The 17043-nt window shown below is 67.0% G+C and carries 15 protein-coding genes and 1 pseudogene; 10 read left to right on the forward strand and 6 right to left on the reverse strand.

The window, feature by feature from the left end:
• Positions 1 to 10 precede the first annotated feature (10 nt).
• Complete coding sequence (gene solA / locus ACQR1F_RS25335) at positions 11 to 1204, forward strand: N-methyl-L-tryptophan oxidase (protein ID WP_315802327.1); 1194 nt, start codon at positions 11 to 13, stop codon at positions 1202 to 1204.
• Here solA and bla read toward each other — a convergent pair whose 3' ends face one another.
• Positions 1205 to 2092 carry a subclass B3 metallo-beta-lactamase gene (gene bla, locus ACQR1F_RS25340; protein WP_316218409.1) on the reverse strand — a complete coding sequence of 296 codons (888 nt, stop codon included), beginning with the start codon at positions 2090 to 2092 and terminating at the stop codon, positions 1205 to 1207. It lies immediately after the preceding gene.
• A gap of 106 nt (positions 2093 to 2198) precedes the next feature.
• Between bla and ACQR1F_RS25345 the strand changes: the two genes are divergently transcribed.
• The 7 genes from ACQR1F_RS25345 (at position 2199) to ACQR1F_RS25375 (ending at position 11106) form a co-directional block, all read left to right on the forward strand.
• On the forward strand, positions 2199 to 3875 hold the full coding sequence (locus ACQR1F_RS25345; protein WP_434886935.1) for a bifunctional metallophosphatase/5'-nucleotidase: 1677 nt from the start codon (positions 2199 to 2201) through the stop codon (positions 3873 to 3875).
• Positions 3876 to 3986: 111 nt separating this feature from the next.
• The gene (locus ACQR1F_RS25350) at positions 3987 to 4916 is read left to right on the forward strand and encodes a histone deacetylase family protein (protein WP_434914062.1); all 930 of its coding nucleotides are present in this window, start codon (positions 3987 to 3989) and stop codon (positions 4914 to 4916) included.
• A gap of 100 nt (positions 4917 to 5016) precedes the next feature.
• Positions 5017 to 5268, forward strand: a complete 252-nt coding sequence (locus ACQR1F_RS25355; RefSeq protein ID WP_315802323.1) for an exodeoxyribonuclease VII small subunit — start codon at positions 5017 to 5019, stop codon at positions 5266 to 5268.
• Positions 5269 to 6228: 960 nt separating this feature from the next.
• Positions 6229 to 8154: a 1-deoxy-D-xylulose-5-phosphate synthase gene (gene dxs / locus ACQR1F_RS25360; RefSeq protein ID WP_315802322.1), complete on the forward strand. Its 1926-nt coding sequence runs from the start codon at positions 6229 to 6231 to the stop codon at positions 8152 to 8154.
• A 30-nt stretch (positions 8155 to 8184) separates the two neighbouring features.
• Positions 8185 to 8742, forward strand: coding sequence for a nucleoside 2-deoxyribosyltransferase (locus ACQR1F_RS25365; protein WP_434914063.1), 558 nt, complete (start codon positions 8185 to 8187; stop codon positions 8740 to 8742).
• A 398-nt stretch (positions 8743 to 9140) separates the two neighbouring features.
• Positions 9141 to 9878, forward strand: a complete 738-nt coding sequence (locus ACQR1F_RS25370; RefSeq protein ID WP_315802320.1) for a TlyA family RNA methyltransferase — start codon at positions 9141 to 9143, stop codon at positions 9876 to 9878.
• On the forward strand, positions 9871 to 11106 hold the full coding sequence (locus ACQR1F_RS25375) for a class I SAM-dependent RNA methyltransferase (protein WP_315802319.1): 1236 nt from the start codon (positions 9871 to 9873) through the stop codon (positions 11104 to 11106). The genes ACQR1F_RS25370 and ACQR1F_RS25375 overlap by 8 nt, the downstream gene beginning before the upstream one ends.
• A 326-nt stretch (positions 11107 to 11432) precedes the next feature.
• On the opposite strand, the gene ACQR1F_RS25380 is transcribed toward ACQR1F_RS25375, so the two are convergent.
• Both ACQR1F_RS25380 and ACQR1F_RS25385 read right to left on the reverse strand, forming a co-directional pair.
• Positions 11433 to 11987: a septal ring lytic transglycosylase RlpA family protein gene (locus ACQR1F_RS25380; RefSeq protein ID WP_315802318.1), complete on the reverse strand. Its 555-nt coding sequence runs from the start codon at positions 11985 to 11987 to the stop codon at positions 11433 to 11435.
• A gap of 300 nt (positions 11988 to 12287) precedes the next feature.
• Positions 12288 to 13142, reverse strand: a complete 855-nt coding sequence (locus ACQR1F_RS25385; RefSeq protein WP_315802317.1) for a DUF1194 domain-containing protein — start codon at positions 13140 to 13142, stop codon at positions 12288 to 12290.
• Positions 13143 to 13366: 224 nt separating this feature from the next.
• Here ACQR1F_RS25385 and clpS point away from each other — a divergent pair, with 224 nt between their 5' ends.
• Positions 13367 to 13672 (forward strand): ATP-dependent Clp protease adapter ClpS, encoded by a 306-nt coding sequence (gene clpS, locus ACQR1F_RS25390; RefSeq protein WP_035654766.1) that lies wholly within the window; start codon positions 13367 to 13369, stop codon positions 13670 to 13672.
• A 9-nt stretch (positions 13673 to 13681) separates the two neighbouring features.
• Here clpS and ACQR1F_RS25395 read toward each other — a convergent pair whose 3' ends face one another.
• Entirely contained in the window at positions 13682 to 14872 is a 1191-nt protein-coding gene (locus tag ACQR1F_RS25395; RefSeq protein ID WP_315802316.1) for an adenylate/guanylate cyclase domain-containing protein, read from the reverse strand.
• A 9-nt stretch (positions 14873 to 14881) separates the two neighbouring features.
• Positions 14882 to 15053: pseudogene (locus ACQR1F_RS25400) on the reverse strand (chorismate synthase); the annotation flags it as partial.
• Between the two features lie 95 nt (positions 15054 to 15148).
• Here ACQR1F_RS25400 and ACQR1F_RS25405 point away from each other — a divergent pair.
• Positions 15149 to 15910 carry a hypothetical protein gene (locus ACQR1F_RS25405; RefSeq protein WP_434914064.1) on the forward strand — a complete coding sequence of 254 codons (762 nt, stop codon included), beginning with the start codon at positions 15149 to 15151 and terminating at the stop codon, positions 15908 to 15910.
• A 1-nt stretch (position 15911) separates the two neighbouring features.
• Here ACQR1F_RS25405 and aroC read toward each other — a convergent pair whose 3' ends face one another.
• A complete protein-coding gene (aroC, locus tag ACQR1F_RS25410) occupies positions 15912 to 16997 on the reverse strand; it encodes a chorismate synthase (RefSeq protein ID WP_315802314.1) in 1086 nt (361 codons plus the stop codon).
• Between the last annotated feature and the right edge of the window lie 46 nt (positions 16998 to 17043).

Genomic DNA, 17043 nt, shown 5'->3' on the forward strand with positions numbered 1-17043 from the left:
GCGGGCGCGCATGGCGCAGTTTGATGTCATCGTGATCGGCTGCGGCGCCGTCGGCAGCGCCGCATTGCTACATCTCGCCAAGGCGGGCAAGCGCGTGCTCGGCATCGACCGCTTCCAGCCGCCGCACAAATTCGGCTCGACCCATGGGGAGACCCGCATCACCCGCGCGGCGATCGGCGAAGGCGTCGACTACACGCCGCTGGCGCAGCGCTCGCACGTGCTGTGGCGGGAGCTGGAGCGCGAGACCGGCGCACGGCTGTTCGAACAATGCGGCTGCCTGTTCATCCCGAGCCAGGATGGCGGCGAGGTCCACGGCGTCAGCAGCGCGCAGTTCTTCGCCAACATCGAAACCGCGGCGCGGCTGCACGGCGTCGACGGCGAGACGCTGTCGTCAGAGCAGTTGCGCGCCGCCTTTCCGGCGTTTGCCACCGCGGCGAACGACCGCGCCTTCCTCGATCGCGAAGGCGGCTATCTCATGGTCGAGGACTGCGTGCGCGCCGAGCTTGCGGTGGCCGCGCGCCATGGCGCGGAGCTCGTGACCGGCCGGCGCGTGGCGGCGTTTCGCCGTGCCGCGGGCGCCCTCGTCGTGACCCTAGACGACGGCGCGACGGCCTCGGCGGACACATTGATCGTCACCACCGGGCCGTGGATCACCGAGCTGATCGCGCCGCTGCGCCGCCGCGTCAATGTCACCCGCCAGGTGCTGTACTGGTTCGAGGTGCTGTCCCATCCGGAGCGCTTCGGTCCGGATGCGCCGGTCTTCATCTGGGACGTCACCGGCCGCGACCGCGCGGCCTCCGACATCTACGGCTTTCCGTGGCTGGGCTCGCCTGACAATGGCGTCAAGATCGCCAACGAAGTGCTGACCGGCGAGACCGATCCGGACGACGTCGCGCGCGAGGTCACGCCGGACGAAATCGCCGCGACCTATGAGACCTATGTCCGCCCCTTCGTGCCGGATCTCGGCCCGCGCTGCCTGCGCAGCGAGGTCTGCCTCTATACCAACGCGCCGGGCGGCCGCTTTATCATCGACCGCGATCCCGGCGATGCGGACGTGATCTACGCCTCGGCCTGCTCCGGCCATGGCTTCAAGCATTCGCCGGCGGTCGGCGAGGCGCTCGCCGCGATGGCCCGGGGCGAGACACCGAGGGTCGATCTCTCCGGCTTCACGCTGGACCGGCTGGCCGCCGCCGATCCGGCCTGACTACTTGCCGGACTGCAGCGCCGCCGTCTGCTTGGCCAGCCCCTCGTTGAACTGCGTCTCCAGCTTGTCGAGATAGGCGTTGAACTCGCCCGGCTTGACGAACGGGTTGGCCGCGCCTTCCGCGATCTTCGCCCGCTTGCCGGCCATGTCGTACATCTCCGGATGGGGCGCCAGCAGGATGTCGGGATGCGCCGTCTTGGCCCAGGCGAAGGTCTTCTTGTAGTCGTCGACGATGCCCGGATAGGTGGGACGGCCGACCAGCCGGTTCAGCGCCACGGTGGCGCTGCAGAAGAAGATCAGGCTGCGGGTGGCGTCGCCGTCCTTCACGTCGGTCGTCCAGCTGGTGCAGCCCGGCGAATGGCCCGGCGTCTCGTGCGCCGTCAACGTCACGCCGCCGAGCGTGACGGTGTCGCCCTCGCGCACGGCGCGGTCGACCTTGACCGGCGGGAAGCCGAGATAGCGCTCCTCCTCGCGGCCCGGATAGAAGCCGCCTTCGAGCAGCGGCACGTCCTTGGCGCCCGCCACCATCTGCGCCCCGGTCTCCTGCTTGATCTGCGCCAGCCCGCCGGTGTGGTCGATATGGGCGTGGGTGTTGAGGATGTATTTGATGTCGGCGACCTTGAAGCCGAGCTTGCCGATGCTGGCCTCGATCTGCGCGGTCGATTCCGGCATCACGGTATCGATCAGGATATGGCCCTGCGGTGTCGTGATCAGGTAGGAGGCCAGCCCGTTGGTGCCGACGTAGTAGACGTTGTCGATCACCTTGAACGGCTCGGTCGGCTTATTCCACGCCGCGACCATCTGCTTCATCAGGTCCGGCAGCGATTGCGCTGCAGCGGAGCCGGCGGCCAGCGACAATGTCGCCGCGAGCAGCATCATTCTTTTCATTCCGGCCTCCCGATGTATTGTTGTTATGCAATCTTTTTATGTCATTGCGACCGCGGCGGGGCAATCGCGCTTCGTCCGTCGGACCTGCACCACACGTGACCCTGCCATGAGCCGTCTGTCCCGCTTTGCGCTTGCCTGCCTGCTGACCGGCGCCGCCGTTGCAAGCATCGCCGGCCCGCCCGCCTCGGCCGAGGACGAGCCGGTGGCGTTGCGCATCCTCGCCATCAACGACTTCCACGGCAATCTGAAGCCGCCCTCCTCCGGCATCCGCGTCGCCGATCCCGCCGACCCGACCAAGACCACCGTGGTTCCAGCCGGCGGCGCCGAGCACATGGCGAGCCTCGTCAAGCTGCTCGCCGACGGCCAGCCCAACACGATCTTCGTCGCCGCCGGCGACCTGATCGGCGCGAGCCCGTTCCTGTCGGCGATGTTCCACGACGAGCCGACCATCGAATCGATGTCGCAGATGGGGCTCGCGCTGTCGGCGGTCGGCAACCACGAGTTCGACGAAGGCAAGGCCGAGCTGCTGCGGATGCAGAACGGCGGCTGTCATCCGACCGACGGCTGCCGCGGGCCGCAGCCGTTCACCGGCGCCAAATTCCATTATCTCGCGGCGTCGACGTTCCTCGCCGGCACCGACAAGACGGTGTTTCCGCCCTACGAGATCCGCACCTTCGAGGACATCCCGGTCGCCTTCATCGGGCTGACGTTGAAGGGGACCGCGGGCATCATCTCGCCGGCGAGCGCGGCCGGCCTCGACTTCCGCAACGAGGCCGAGAGCGTCAACGCGCTGATCCCGGAATTGAAGGCCAAGGGCGTGCAGGCGATCGTCGTGCTGATCCATGAGGGCGGCTGGCCGTCCGGCGGCATGAACGAATGTCCCGGGCTGTCGGGGCCGATCGTCGACATCGTCAAGGACCTCGACAGCGCGGTCGACATCGTGATCTCCGGCCACACCCACCAGGCCTATGTCTGCACCATCGACAAGCGGCTCGTCACCTCGGGCGACAAGTTCGGCACGCTGGTGACCGCGATCGACGTCAAGCTCGACCGCACCACGCGCGACGTGATCAGCGCGACCGCCACCAACATCGTCGTCGACACCACACTGCCGAAGGATCCGGCACAGACCGCGCTGATCGACGCCTATGAGAAGCTCGCCGCGCCCTACGCCAACCGGCCCGCCGGCGTGCTCAGCGCAACGCTGTCGCGGATGCCCGATGCGTCCGGCGAGAGCGTGCTGGGCGACGTCGTCGCCGATGCCCAGCTCGCGGCGACGCGGGCGGCCGACAAGGGCGCCGCGGTGATCGCGATGACCAATCCCGGCGGCATCCGCACCGATCTCGTCCGCCGCGACGACGGCGCCGTGACCTATGCCGACGTGTTCGCGAGCCAGCCGTTTCGCAACCAGCTGATGACGGTCACCCTGACCGGCGCCGAGATCAAGGCCGCGCTGGAGCAGCAATGGCTCGACCCGGCGCGGCCGCGCATCCTGCAGGTCTCCAGCGGCTTCTCCTATGCCTTCGATGCCAAACAATCCGCGGGCGCGCGGATCGATGCCGCCAGCATGATGCTCGACGGCAAGGCCATCGATCCCGCCGCGTCCTACCGGGTCACCATCAACAACTACCTCGCGCTCGGCGGCGACGGCTTCACCGCGTTCAAGAGCGGCCGCGATCCGATCACCGGCCCCTATGACGACGAGGCGCTGTTCGCCTATCTCAAGGCCAACGGCCCGCTGGCGCCTCCGCCGCGCGGCCGCATCGTCAACAAGGCCTCGTGACGCCCCGCACGCTGGGCGGAAAGCCGGTCATATCGCCCGCGGGGCTCTTTCCGAGGCTGCGTTCAGCGCATAGATTGGGCACTCCCGCAACGCGCGAGTGGCAGAGCCCTGATGTCGACGCTGTATCTCTCTCATGAAGCCTGCCTCGATCACGCCACGCCGTCCGGCCACCCCGAGCGCGCCGACCGCCTGCGCGCCGTCGAGGAGGCCCTGACCGAGGAGCGCTTCGCCCTGCTCGATCGCGACGAAGCCCCGGAGGCGGACATCGAGCTCGCCCTGCTCTGCCACAACGAGCACTACGTCACCGAGCTGCGCCATATGGCCCCGACCTCGGGGATCATCTATCTCGACGGCGATACCTCGATGTCGCCGGGCACCTGGGAAGCGGTGATGCGCGGCGTCGGCGGCGCGGTCGCGGCGACCGAGTCGGTGATGTCCGGCCGCCACCGCAACGCTTTCGTCGCGGTGCGCCCGCCCGGGCACCATGCCGAGATCGCCAAGCCGATGGGCTTCTGCTTCTTCGATAATGTCGCGATCGCCGCGCGCTACGCCCAGCGCACCTTCGGCATCGCGCGCGCCGCCATCGTCGATTTCGACGTCCACCATGGCAACGGCACCCAGGACATCTTCTGGGCCGACAAGAGCGTGATGTACTGCTCGACCCACCAGATGCCGCTGTTCCCCGGCACCGGCGCCCGCGACGAGCGCGGCGAGCACGACACCATCGTCAACGCGCCGCTCGCCTCCGAGGACGGCAGCCTCGAGTTCCGCTCCGCCTTCGAGAACCTGATCCTGCCGCAGCTCACCAAGTTCAGCCCCGAGCTCGTGATCATCTCGGCCGGCTTCGACGCCCATTATCGCGATCCGCTGGCGTCGCTCAACCTGCGGGCCGAGGATTTCGGCTGGGTCACCCGCAAGCTGATGGATCTGGCTGACAAGACCGCCGGCGGCCGCGTCGTCTCGGTCCTGGAGGGCGGCTATGACCTTCAGGGGCTTAAGGAATCCGTCGCGGCCCACGTCGCGGCGCTGACCGGGGCGTAATCCCCAGGTTCCGGCCGATCCACCCCGGCAGGGCCTGACAGGGCCGCGAGCGGGGTGTAAAAGCACGGCCCCGAAGTTGAGTGAGCTGCAGGGAACCCGCATGGCGGACAACACCGTAACCGACGTCAAGAAGCTGTCGTTCGAGCGCGCGATCGAGGAGCTGGAAACGATCGTGAAGCGGCTCGAGGACGGCAAGGTGCCGCTCGAGGAGTCGGTGACGATCTATGAGCGCGGCGAGGCGCTGAAGCGGCGCTGCGAGGAACTGCTGCGCCAGGCCGAGGCCCGGGTCGAGAAGATCACGACCGACGCCAGCGGCCATGCGGCGGGAACCGTACCGCTCGACGTGCAATAGCGGCTAGCGGCGGGCCTCTCCGGGCAACAGTCCGGATTTATTTCGCTGCCGTCCGGCGCGACTTTCACGCGCGGTCGGAGCGCCTCTCAATCGTGCAATTCGGCCGCACATCGGAGCAGCTGCATTGTCGACGGGCTTGGCCGCCAAGTGCCCCCTGGCGAAGTCTCTGCCCCGCGTTCACCGATCGAGAGCCGCCGCTACGTGCTTCGTTTACCATGCGACACGATTGGATCCTGGCAGTTCGACCATGGCGTCCCCGATCCCATGATCGCGCCGGTCCACGGCTGCAAGCGTCCGGGCCCGATCATGACAACGTGCTGCGCTCATAGGCCTTCCGCGTCCGCTTCGTGACGGCCCACGAAAGGCCGCACGCCGGCGACTTCTTCATGATCGTCCGCGGACCGATCCCCTTACGCGAACGCATGGCTCACCGCGCCGCGGCGCGCGCAATCGCCGCATCGGCGGATTCTGTGCCGCGGGAAAAAGCCTGGACCGAGCTCGCGTCCCCGGTCTATTGCGGAGCGCTGGCTGCCGTCGATTTGAGCAGCGCACTGGAACCTCCGGCACGCCGCCGCGGTTGAGACGTGGCGCAAAGGTACCGTTTGCGGGCTTGCCAACGCCCGCCGGGTTGGCTTTAAGACGCTCTTTGGTGTAAAGCTTCTCGCAACTGCGGGTTTTTGGAAGTGTCCATCCTCTCCAGAGAGAGGAATCTAAGCGCTTGCAAGAGCTAGCAAAACTCACTTGGCTGAACGACTTGGCGATCTTGGGCGACTAACGAGGACGGCAAGGCCACCAAGAGTGACTTACATCACATAGATCGATCCCAAACCCGGCTAGTCTTCGGACTGCGGCTTCGATCCGCGCGGATGTGACCTTCAAGACCTCAGGTTTCGCCGCCCGTTACGATGAACCTCTCAGATGTCGGCCCTTGAACCCGACCTGCAAAATTGGAATGTCACCGTGACCACATTTAGTAAGACGCCGCTTCTCGACACCATCAAGACCCCGGAAGATCTGCGCCGGCTGAAGGTCGAGCAGGTCCGGCAGGTCGCCGACGAATTGCGCCAGGAGACCATCGACGCGGTCTCGGTGACCGGCGGCCATTTCGGCGCGGGTCTCGGCGTGGTCGAGCTGACCACGGCCATCCATTACGTATTCGACACCCCGCGCGACCGCCTGATCTGGGACGTCGGCCACCAGGCCTATCCGCACAAGATCCTGACCGGACGCCGCGACCGCATCCGCACCTTGCGCACCGGCGGCGGCCTGTCCGGGTTCACCAAGCGCGCCGAGAGCGACTACGATCCGTTTGGCGCTGCGCACTCGTCGACCTCGATTTCCGCCGGCCTCGGCATGGCCGTGGCGCGCGACCTGTCGGGCGGCAAGAACAACGTGATCGCCGTGATCGGCGACGGTGCGATGTCCGCCGGCATGGCCTATGAGGCGATGAACAACGCCGGCGCGATGAACTCCCGCCTTATCGTGATCCTCAACGACAACGACATGTCGATCGCGCCGCCGGTCGGCGCGATGTCGGCCTATCTGTCCCGCCTCTACTCGGGCAAGACCTACCGTACCCTGCGCGATGCCGCCAAGCAGCTCGGCCAGCATCTGCCCAAGGTGATTGCCAACCGCGCCAGCCGCGTCGAGGAATATTCGCGCGGCTTCATGATGGACGGCGGCACGCTGTTCGAGGAGCTCGGCTTCTACTACGTCGGCCCGATCGACGGCCACAACCTCGACCATCTGCTCCCCGTGCTGAAGAACGTCCGCGACATGGAGACCGGCCCGATCCTGGTCCACGTCGTGACCCAGAAGGGCAAGGGCTACTCGCCCGCGGAAGCGGCGGCCGACAAATATCACGCGGTGGCCAAGTTCGACATCGCCACCGGCACCCAGGCCAAGGCCAAGCCGAACGCGCCGGCCTATCAGAACGTGTTCGGCCAGAGCCTGGTCAAGGAAGCCGAGAAGGACGACAAGATCGTCGGCATCACGGCCGCGATGCCCTCGGGCACCGGCATCGACATCTTCGCCAAGGCGTTCCCGAAGCGCACCTTCGACGTCGGCATCGCCGAGCAGCATGCGGTGACCTTCGCCGCCGGCCTCGCGGCGGAAGGCTACAAGCCGTTCTGCGCGATCTACTCGACCTTCCTGCAGCGCGGCTACGACCAGATCGTCCACGACGTCTGCATCCAGAGCCTGCCGGTGCGCTTCGCGATCGACCGCGCCGGCCTGGTCGGCGCCGACGGCGCCACCCATGCCGGCTCGTTCGACAACGCCTATCTCGGCTGCCTGCCGAACATGGTGATCATGGCGGCCTCCGACGAGGCCGAGCTGGTACACATGGTGGCGACCCAGGTCGCGATCAACGACCGGCCGAGCTCGGTGCGCTATCCGCGCGGCGAAGGCCGCGGCGTGGAAATGCCCGAGGTTGGCGTTCCCTTGCCGATCGGCAAGGGCCGCATGATCCGCCAGGGCAAGCAGGTCGCTCTGCTCTCGTTCGGCACCCGGTTGGCCGAGTGCGAGAAGGCGGCCGACGAGCTCGCCGCCCATGGCCTTTCCGCCTCGATCGCCGATGCGCGCTTCATGAAGCCGCTCGACGAGGAGCTGGTGATGAAGCTCGCCCGCGAGCACGACATCCTGATCACGATCGAGGAAGGCTCGATCGGCGGCTTCGGCTCGCACGTGATGCAGTATCTGTCCGACCAGGGCATGCTGGACGGCGGCCTGAAGATGCGTTCGATGGTGCTGCCCGACGAGTTCCAGGACCACGACACGCCGGCGGCGATGTACGCCCGCGCCGGGCTGGACGCCAAGGGCATCGTCCGCAAGGTGTTCGAGGCGCTCGGCAAGGACTACGCGACCGAGTCGGTCAAGCTCGCCTGAGGGCGGGCTTGCGTCCCGCAGCGGTGAGCCATGAAGATCTATCTGGCAGGTCCCGACGTGTTCCTGCCGGATGCCATTGAAATCGGCCGGCGGAAGGCCGCGATCTGCGACCGCCACGGCATGATCGGCCTTTACTCCCTCGACAACAGCATCGACCTCGCCTCCTCCGACGCCTCGCGCCAGATCTTCCATGGCAACGAAGCGATGATGGACGACGCCGATGCCATCATCGCCAATCTCACGCCGTTCCGCGGCCCCGGCGCCGATGCCGGCACGGTCTATGAGTTCGGCTACATGGCCGGATCCGGCAAGCTGTGTCTCGGCTACTGCAACGACCCGGCCATCTACGCCGATCGAGCCCGGCGCTTCACGGCGGTGACGGAGCAGGACGGCCGCCTGGTCGATGGCGAAGGCCTGACGGTCGAGGATTTCGGCCTGCCCGACAATCTCATGATGATCCACGCGCTCGAGCTGCGCGGCCATCCACTGGTGCTGCCGCGCGAGCGGCCGGCGAATGTCTGGAACGATCTCTCGGCGTTCGAGCTGTGCGTGAAGCTAGCGGCGGAGCGGCTGGCCACGGTCTCGTAGGGTGGGCAAAGCGGCGCCGCCAGGTGCAGCGTGCCCACCGTCCATCCACGCTCTGCAATCGAGATGGTGGGCACGGCGCGTCAATTGCGATACGAGCTTGCGGAAACACCGGTGCACGCGCCTTTGCCCACCCTACGAGTCTCGCGTGGTGGCACGATCGATGACACGAACTCCCATGTCGTCCCTGCGAAAGCCGGGACCCATAACCACAGGACGGTGTGTTGGGCAGACACGTAGTTGCCATCTTCCTACAAACTACGTCCTGTGGTTATGGGTCCCGGGTCGGCGCACCGACGCGCGATGCGCGCCAGTGCTTGCCCGGGACGACACCGGAATGGTTGCGCGACCTCCACAACTCATGACCACTCCACAACTCATGACCATTCATCAAACCGCCCATGACCCCTGCCCGCAAACGCGCTGACATCCTCCTCGTCGAACGCGGCCTGTTCGAGAGCCGCGCGCGGGCGCAGGCGGCGATCGAGGCGGGGCTCGTGTTCGCCAACGACAAGCAGGTCGGCAAAGCCTCGGAGAGCATTCCCGCCGACGCCGTCCTGCAAGCCGAGCCGGCGCATCCCTGGGTGTCGCGTGGCGGCGTCAAGCTGGCGGCGGCGCTGGAGCATTACGGCATCGAGGTCGAGGACCATGTCTGCCTCGATGTCGGCGCCTCCACCGGCGGCTTCACCGAGGTGCTGCTGGCGAATGGCGCGGCGCTCGTGTTCGCGGTCGACGTCGGCCGCGACCAGTTGCACCCGTCATTGCGCAATCACCCGAAGATCATCTCGATGGAGCAGACCGACATCCGCAGCTACGACGGCAAGCGGCTGGCGCAGCGCCCCGACATCGTCGTGATCGACTGCAGCTTCATCTCGCTCAAGGCGGTGCTGCCGGCCGCGCTATCGCTCGCCGCCTCGCCGATGAGCCTGCTGGCGCTGATCAAGCCGCAATTCGAGGCGCAGGGAAAGCACGGCAAGGGCGGCATCATCAAGGATGCAGCCGTCCATCAAGCCGTGTGCGATGACATCGCCGCCTTCGCCGCCTCGCTCGGCTGCAGCGAAATCGCGATCTTTCCGTCATCGATCAAGGGCGGCGACGGCAACGCCGAATTCTTCCTGGGAGCGCGCCGCCATGGTTGAACGTCTCGTCATCGACCAGGTCGGCCATCGCGGCGATGGCGTGTCGCTGTCATCGGGCGAGGCGCTGTACGTGCCCTACACGCTGGCCGGCGAGACCGTGGAGACGGCCGTCGTGCCCGGCCATCCCGATCGCCGCAAGCTGCTCGCGGTGGAGACGGCGAGTCCCGAGCGGATCGCGCCGTTCTGCGCGCATTTCGGCGTGTGCGGCGGCTGCGCCATCCAGCACTGGATGCCCGGGCCCTATCAGCAATGGAAGCGCAACATCATCGTCGAGACGCTACGGGCCGCCAAGGTCGACTGCGACGTGGCCGATCTGATCGATGCCCACGGCGCCGGCCGGCGCCGCGCCACCTTCCACGCCCGGATGGGCACGCACGACGTTCTCAGGGTCGGATTCTCGGCCGCGAACAGCCACGATATCGTGCCGATCGACCGCTGCCCGATCCTCGATCCTGCTCTGGACGGTGCGCTGGAAGCCGCATGGGCCCTGGCTGAGGCGCTGAAGCCGACCGGCAAGCCGCTCGACATCCAGGCGACCGCGACCAGCAACGGCCTCGACATCGACATCCGCGGCTCCGGCCCGCTGCCGCCGCCGCGCATCGCGGCCCTGTCCCGCCTCGCCGAACAGCACCGACTGGCGCGGCTGACGCGCCACGGCGAGCTGGTGCTGATGCGCAATGCGCCAGTTGTCACGATGGGCACGGCGCAGGTGACGCTGCCGCCCGGCTCGTTTCTGCAGGCCACCGTGCAAGGCGAGGAGACGCTGGCGCAGCTCGTGATGGAGCGGACCGGCAAGGCCAAGCACGTCGCCGACCTGTTCTGCGGCGTCGGCCCGTTCGCGCTGCGGCTCGCCACGCGGGCGCGCGTCACCGCCATGGACAATGATGCCGGCGCGATCGCGGCGCTGCAGAAGGCGGCCGGGACGCCCGGCCTCAAGCCGATCAAGGCCGAGGCGCGCGACCTGTTCCGCCGCCCGCTGATGCCGCCGGAATTGCGCGACATCGATGCCGTCGTGTTCGACCCGCCGCGCCAGGGCGCGCAGGCCCAGGCCAGGCAGCTCGCGGCCAGCAAGGCGCCGGTGATCGTCGCGGTGTCCTGCAACGTCACCACCTTCGCCCGCGACGTCCGCATGCTGATCGACGGCGGCTACAAGCTCGAGACGGTCGTCCCCGTCGACCAGTTCCGCCACACGCCGCATGTGGAGTTGGTGGCGCGGCTGGTGCGGTGAGGCGGTGATGCGGGATGCCTATTAGTTGAGCGCAGAGCTTGCTCGGCACGAACGGTGCGCACCCTCTCCCCGTTCTTACGGGGGCGCGACGAGCTTCGCTCGCGCTGAGAGGGTTGGGGTGAGAGGCAGCCGCACGGGAAGTGTCAGCAGGGGCAAACGCACCGGGTGTGTGCGTGGATAGACCTGTCCCCCTCACCCGGATTGCATCTTCGATGCAATCCGACCTCTCCCCGCAAGCGGGGCGAGGTGCACTGCCGCCGCTGCGAGATCCCGGCCACTCAAGAAACACGAGAGGTCAAGCAGCGGCGCTGCCGTGTCTATGACTGCTACCGCACCACGCTGACCTTCACCGGGGCGACGCCGGTGTGGATCATGCCGAGCGCCTGGGCGGCGGAGTAGGACACATCCACCACCCGGCCCTGCACGAACGGTCCACGGTCGTTGACACGCACCACCACCGAGCGGCCGGTCTTGACGTTGGTGACCTGCAAACGGGTGCCGAACGGCAGGCTGCGATGGGCGGCCGTCAGCTCGGAGGGATCGAAGCGTTCGCCGCTCGCGGTCTTGCGGCCTTCCGAGTAGTAGCTGGCGAGGCCCGACGAGGTGGCGTGGGCTGGAGGCGGGCTGAGCTCGGCCTGCTGGACGCGCACCACCGACTCCGGCGCCGTCTCCGCACGCTGCACCTGCGGCCGGAATTCGGCGGCAGCTTGCTTCGTCGGCGCCGCCCAGCGCGCCTGCCGGACCGCCGACGATTGCGCGCAGGCGGCGAGCGAAGCCGCCGCCGCACACAGCAGCGCTGGCCTCAGAAGTTGGGATGCGAGCCCTGCACCCGGGCCATGGACGACTGACGAGGGACCTGCTGTCCGGTCGATGATACGCATGTTCTGTGCGCCTCCGCCTCAACCCGCTCATGGTCGCGGCCCAATCGCGGCGGCACAGTGGCAAAGAGAATTTTGGCGCCATGCAACCCCTGGTTTTCAGATCATGTGTGGCTGTGAGGTCACAGATTCGCCGGATCGGCAACAGGACGGGGTTTTTCCACACGAGATCGGGATACCAATCCTTGCACCCGACACGCGTCCGATGGGTGCGCAGTGCACGCCTCCGACCAGGACAGGCGGTGTGAAGCGCTGCGCGCCGGTCGATGGCGGATCAGGGGCGCCGGTGTGGCGCAGCCCGGGTCACCGGCCCCAGCGATCCTGCCAGATCTTCTCGCCGATCGTGCAGGACACGCGCGGCTCCTTGTCGGCGTCATCGGCGACCGGCACGATGCGCGGCGGCGGTGCCCGTCCGGCGACCTCCATCAGCAGCTTGGTGCGGATGGCCTCCTTGAACTCCTCGCGGCTCTTGATCGTGACCACGAACGAGCCGTGGCCGCCGGTGACGCAATCCTTGTAGTAGAGATCGAGGTTCTCGATATCCATGGTCGAGTAGGACGGCTCCTTGACCATGATCGGCAGGCCGTTGATCGTGATGCCCTTGTTGACGGCCTCGTCGCGCGCGATCGTCACCGGCGAGGGACCGTTGTTGTTGGGCCCGTCGCCGGAGATGTCGATGACGCGGCGCAGCCCGCGATAGGGGTTCTCATCGAACAACGGCATGGCGAAGTAGATCGCGCCCGAGATCGAGGTGCGCGACGCCCGGCGGATCGGCGTCTTCATGATCTCGGCGGCGACGGCGTCGGCACTTTCCGGTCCGTCGATCAGGCGCCATGGAATGATGATCTTCTGGTCGCTCGAGGCCGCCCATTCGAAATAGGTCACGGCGATGCGGCCGTGCACGCCGTTCTTCAGCGCCTGCAGGAACTCGCGCGAGCTGAGCGCCTGGGCGTAGCCTTCGCGCTGGATCGCCAGCTCGTCCAGATCCATCGAGTAGGACACGTCGACGGCGAGGATGAGCTCAACGTCGACGGAGGCTTCCTTCTCGCTCAGTTGCTGCGCCGGCTGGGTCCTCGGCGCGGCCACGACGCTGGCGACGTCGCCGCCAGCCAAGGCGCCCGCCAGACACGCCACCCCGATCGAGATCCACCAGCGCATGAGCTGCCCTCCAATCGCGTCTGATGATGGTGACATGCAATCCGCAGAGCGCAAAGCGGGAACGCACACATCCATTCACATTCCGGTTAGTCCCCTGGATTTCCCGGATGTCAGGCAGCCGCGTGCGCCCATCGCGCAAGGCATGCAGCCCGTGGTTTCCCGGAGCGTTCGAAGCCTGTATCGTGGCGTGACTGCCGCATCAGGAACACAGGCGCGCCCTTCAAATGAACGATGCCGTCACCAAGCCCAAGACGAAGGTACGCACCAAGACCGAGCGTCCGCGGCTCTACAAGGTGATCCTCGTCAACGACGATTTCACGCCGCGCGATTTCGTGGTGATGATCCTGAAGGCGGAATTCCGCATGACCGAGGACCAGGCCTACAAGGTCATGATCACGGCCCATAAGCTCGGCGTCTGCGTGGTGGCGGTGTTCACAAAGGACGTCGCCGAGACCAAGGCGACGCGCGCGACCGATGCCGGCCGCGCCAAGGGATATCCGCTGCTGTTCACCACCGAGCCGGAGACCTGAGCCGGCGAACTAATTCCCTTCCTCGCGCAGCCCGAACACGCGTTGCGCGGTCGCGAGGCCAGCGATCGGAAATTCGCCGAGATCGGTCCAGAGATCGGTCAGCGGCTCGGGACAGGCGCCGGCAAAGGCCTCGGACGCGACCACCGTGCGCTTCAGCTGCGCGGCCATCTTCTCCAGCCTTGCGGCGAGATTGACGGCGGGGCCGATGCAGGTGAAGTCGAGCCGGTTGCCGCCGCCGATATTGCCATAGAGCAACCGTCCGACATGCAGCGCCACGCCGAAACGAAACCGCTCCCCGATGTCGCCGACCGCATATTCCAGCGCGTCGACGCGGGCGCGCGACGCCCGCGCCGCCGTGAGCACGCGGCCGCAGACCTCGCTCGGATCGCCGCCCTGCGCGCGAATGGGGAACACCGCGAGCAGGCCGTCGCCCATGAACTTGAGCACCTCGCCGCCCTGCTCGCGGATCGGATCCACCTGGCAGTCGAAGTACTGGTTGAGGATGTCGACGACGTTCTCGGCCGGCAGCCGGTCCGACAGCGGCGTGAAGCCGCGCAGATCCGACAACCAGATCGCCGCATCGAGCGTATCGGTGTGGCCGCGGCGGATCTGGCCGCCGAGGATGCGCTCGCCGGCGCTGTTGCCGACATAGGTGTCGAGCAGCATCGAGGCGGTCCGGCGCAGCGTGACGATCTCGGTGTAGCGTGCGAGCGCAGGCATCAGCGACCGGATCGCGTTCAGCTGCGCGTCGGTGAAGCCTCTTGGAGATTTGGTGGTCCAGCTCGAGGCATGGACCGCGCGATCGATGAAGGTCATCGGCAAGGCGAGATAGTCGGTCACGCCCTCGGCACGCAGATCCATCAGGATCGGAAAACGCTCCGCCTGCGGATGGCGAGGATCGGCCCCGAACTCCCTGCCATGCTCGAACACGAGCGCGAGCGGACTGTCCGTGTAGGCCGGGGTGCTCTCGAAACCGAAATCGACCGTGCCCATCTCGACCTCGGCGCCCTGGCGCCAGATGAAGCTGCGGCCGGCGATATCGGGATGAAGGGTGCGGACGAACACGCCGACGCGCCACAACGGGATGCCGAGCCCGACCAGGCGCTCGCAGCATTCGGACATCATCTGGCTCGGCGTCGCCGCGGAGCGCGCACCATCGACCAGCCAGTCCTTGATGTCCCGCAGCTTGGAAGTGTCCATGGGCTGAGATTAAGCGACGGACGTGACAACAGTAAACAGGTACTCCGTGCGCGACCAACCGACCTGGCCGCGATGGCGCAGCAGATGATCGGCGAGCACGCAGGCCATCATCGCCTCGCCCACCGGGCCCGTGCGGATTGCCGACGCAGGGGTCGTGATGGCCCTTGGTGAGGCTCTTCGTGACAGCTCATGGAGACAGCGAGACGCACGCGGCGTGGCGGCAATTTTAGCCATTTGCGAGGAAGGCCGTTCAGCTCCGCGCGGTATCCTGACACGATGAGAGAGACCCCCCGCAGCGTATCATCCACCATTGTTCCTCAGACCTCGTTCGGACCGTTGCGGCTACTGCCGGCGCTGCCATGGCTCATCCTCGCCGCGGCAATGCGGGTGATCGCGTTTGCCGGCGGACCGGCCAGCCTGCCCGCTCTGGTCGTGGCCGCGGTCGCCGTGCTGCACGCCTTCATCGTCACGGCGCAGCGCTGTATCGAGGCAAGCGGCGGCCAGACGAACCTCGGCGAGCTGAGCGTCACCGACCAGCTTCGATTGTCCCTGGCCGTGCTATGGCGGATCGCCTTGCTGATGATCGCGGCTGCGCTAGCCCTGGTGTTCACGCCCTATGCGGGACAGAGCCCCCATCTGATGGCCGGACTGGATGGCATGGCCTTCGACCAGTTCACGCATCTCGGCCGGTTCTGGAGCGCATTCATCGCAGCGCTGGTGCTGCTGATGATCCTGCAGGCCGAGCGCAACAATGGCCGGACCGCGTTCTTCCCCGCACTCGGTGAGTTCGCCCGGCGCGGGCTATGGCTCGGGACCGCCGTGCTGGTGCTGGGCCTGGTCAACATCGGACTGGGCCACGGCCAGAATGCCGTCCGTGGCCTGATCTGGACGTTCGGGCAGACCGAGGCCAGTCAGTTCACCAAGAACCTGGTGTTCTTCGTGTTCATCTTCTCGTTCGCGATGCTGCGGCTGTGGGTCACGCTCTCGATCGTGACCTTCGGGCTGAAGGCGTCGTATGTGTACGGCGAGAACGATTAACCTACCCCACCTGGCCGCGATGGCGCAGCAGGTGATCGGCGAGCACGCAAGCCATCATCGCCTCGCCGACGGGAACCGCGCGGATGCCGACGCAGGGGTCGTGACGGCCCTTGGTCAGGATCTCGGTCTCCTGGCCTGAGCGGTCGACGGTCTGGCGCGGGGTGAGGATCGACGAGGTCGGCTTGACCGCGAAGCGCAGCACGATCGGCTGTCCCGTGGCGATGCCGCCGAGAATGCCGCCGGCATTGTTGGAGAGGAAGCGCGTGCCGTCATTGGCCGAGCGCATCTCGTCGGCATTCTCCTCGCCGGTCAGCTCGGCCGCACCGAAGCCGGCGCCGATCTCGACCCCCTTCACGGCGTTGATGCTCATCATCGCCGCGGCGAGATCGGCATCGAGCTTGCCGTAGAGCGGCGCGCCAAGTCCCGCCGGCACGCCCTCGGCGACGATCTCGAGCACGGCGCCGATCGACGAGCCGGACTTCCTGATGCCGTCGAGATAGTCCTCGAAGAACGCTGCCTTGTCCTTGTCGGGGCAGAAGAAGGGATTGCGCGCGACCTCGTCCCAGTCCCAGTTGCCGCGGTCGATCTTGTGCGGCCCCATCTGCACCAGCGCGCCGCGCACCTTCACGTCGGGCAGGACCTTGCGCGCGATCGCGCCGGCCGCAACGCGCGTCGCGGTCTCGCGCGCGGAGGACCGGCCGCCGCCGCGATAGTCGCGCAGGCCGTATTTGGCCTCGTAGGTGAAGTCGGCATGGCCGGGACGAAACTTGTCCTTGATCCCGGAATAGTCCTTGGAGCGCTGATCGGTGTTCTCGATCAGGAGCGCGATCGGCGTGCCGGTGGTGACCTGCGCTCCCGTGTCTGGATCGGCCATCACGCCGGACAGGATCTTCACCTGGTCCGGCTCCTGGCGCTGGGTGGTGAAGCGCGACTGGCCGGGACGGCGGCGGTCGAGATCACGCTGGATCTCCTCCGCTTGCAGCGGGATCCGCGGCGGACAGCCGTCGACCACGCAGCCGATGGCCACGCCATGGCTCTCGCCGAAGGTGGTGACGCGGAACATGTGGCCGAAGGTGTTGAAGGACATGAGCTGATCACCCAATCGGAAAAACCGTCATTCCGGGACGGTCCAA

This window comes from Bradyrhizobium sp. HKCCYLS3013 (assembly GCF_051167615.1).
Taxonomy (GTDB): domain Bacteria; phylum Pseudomonadota; class Alphaproteobacteria; order Rhizobiales; family Xanthobacteraceae; genus Bradyrhizobium.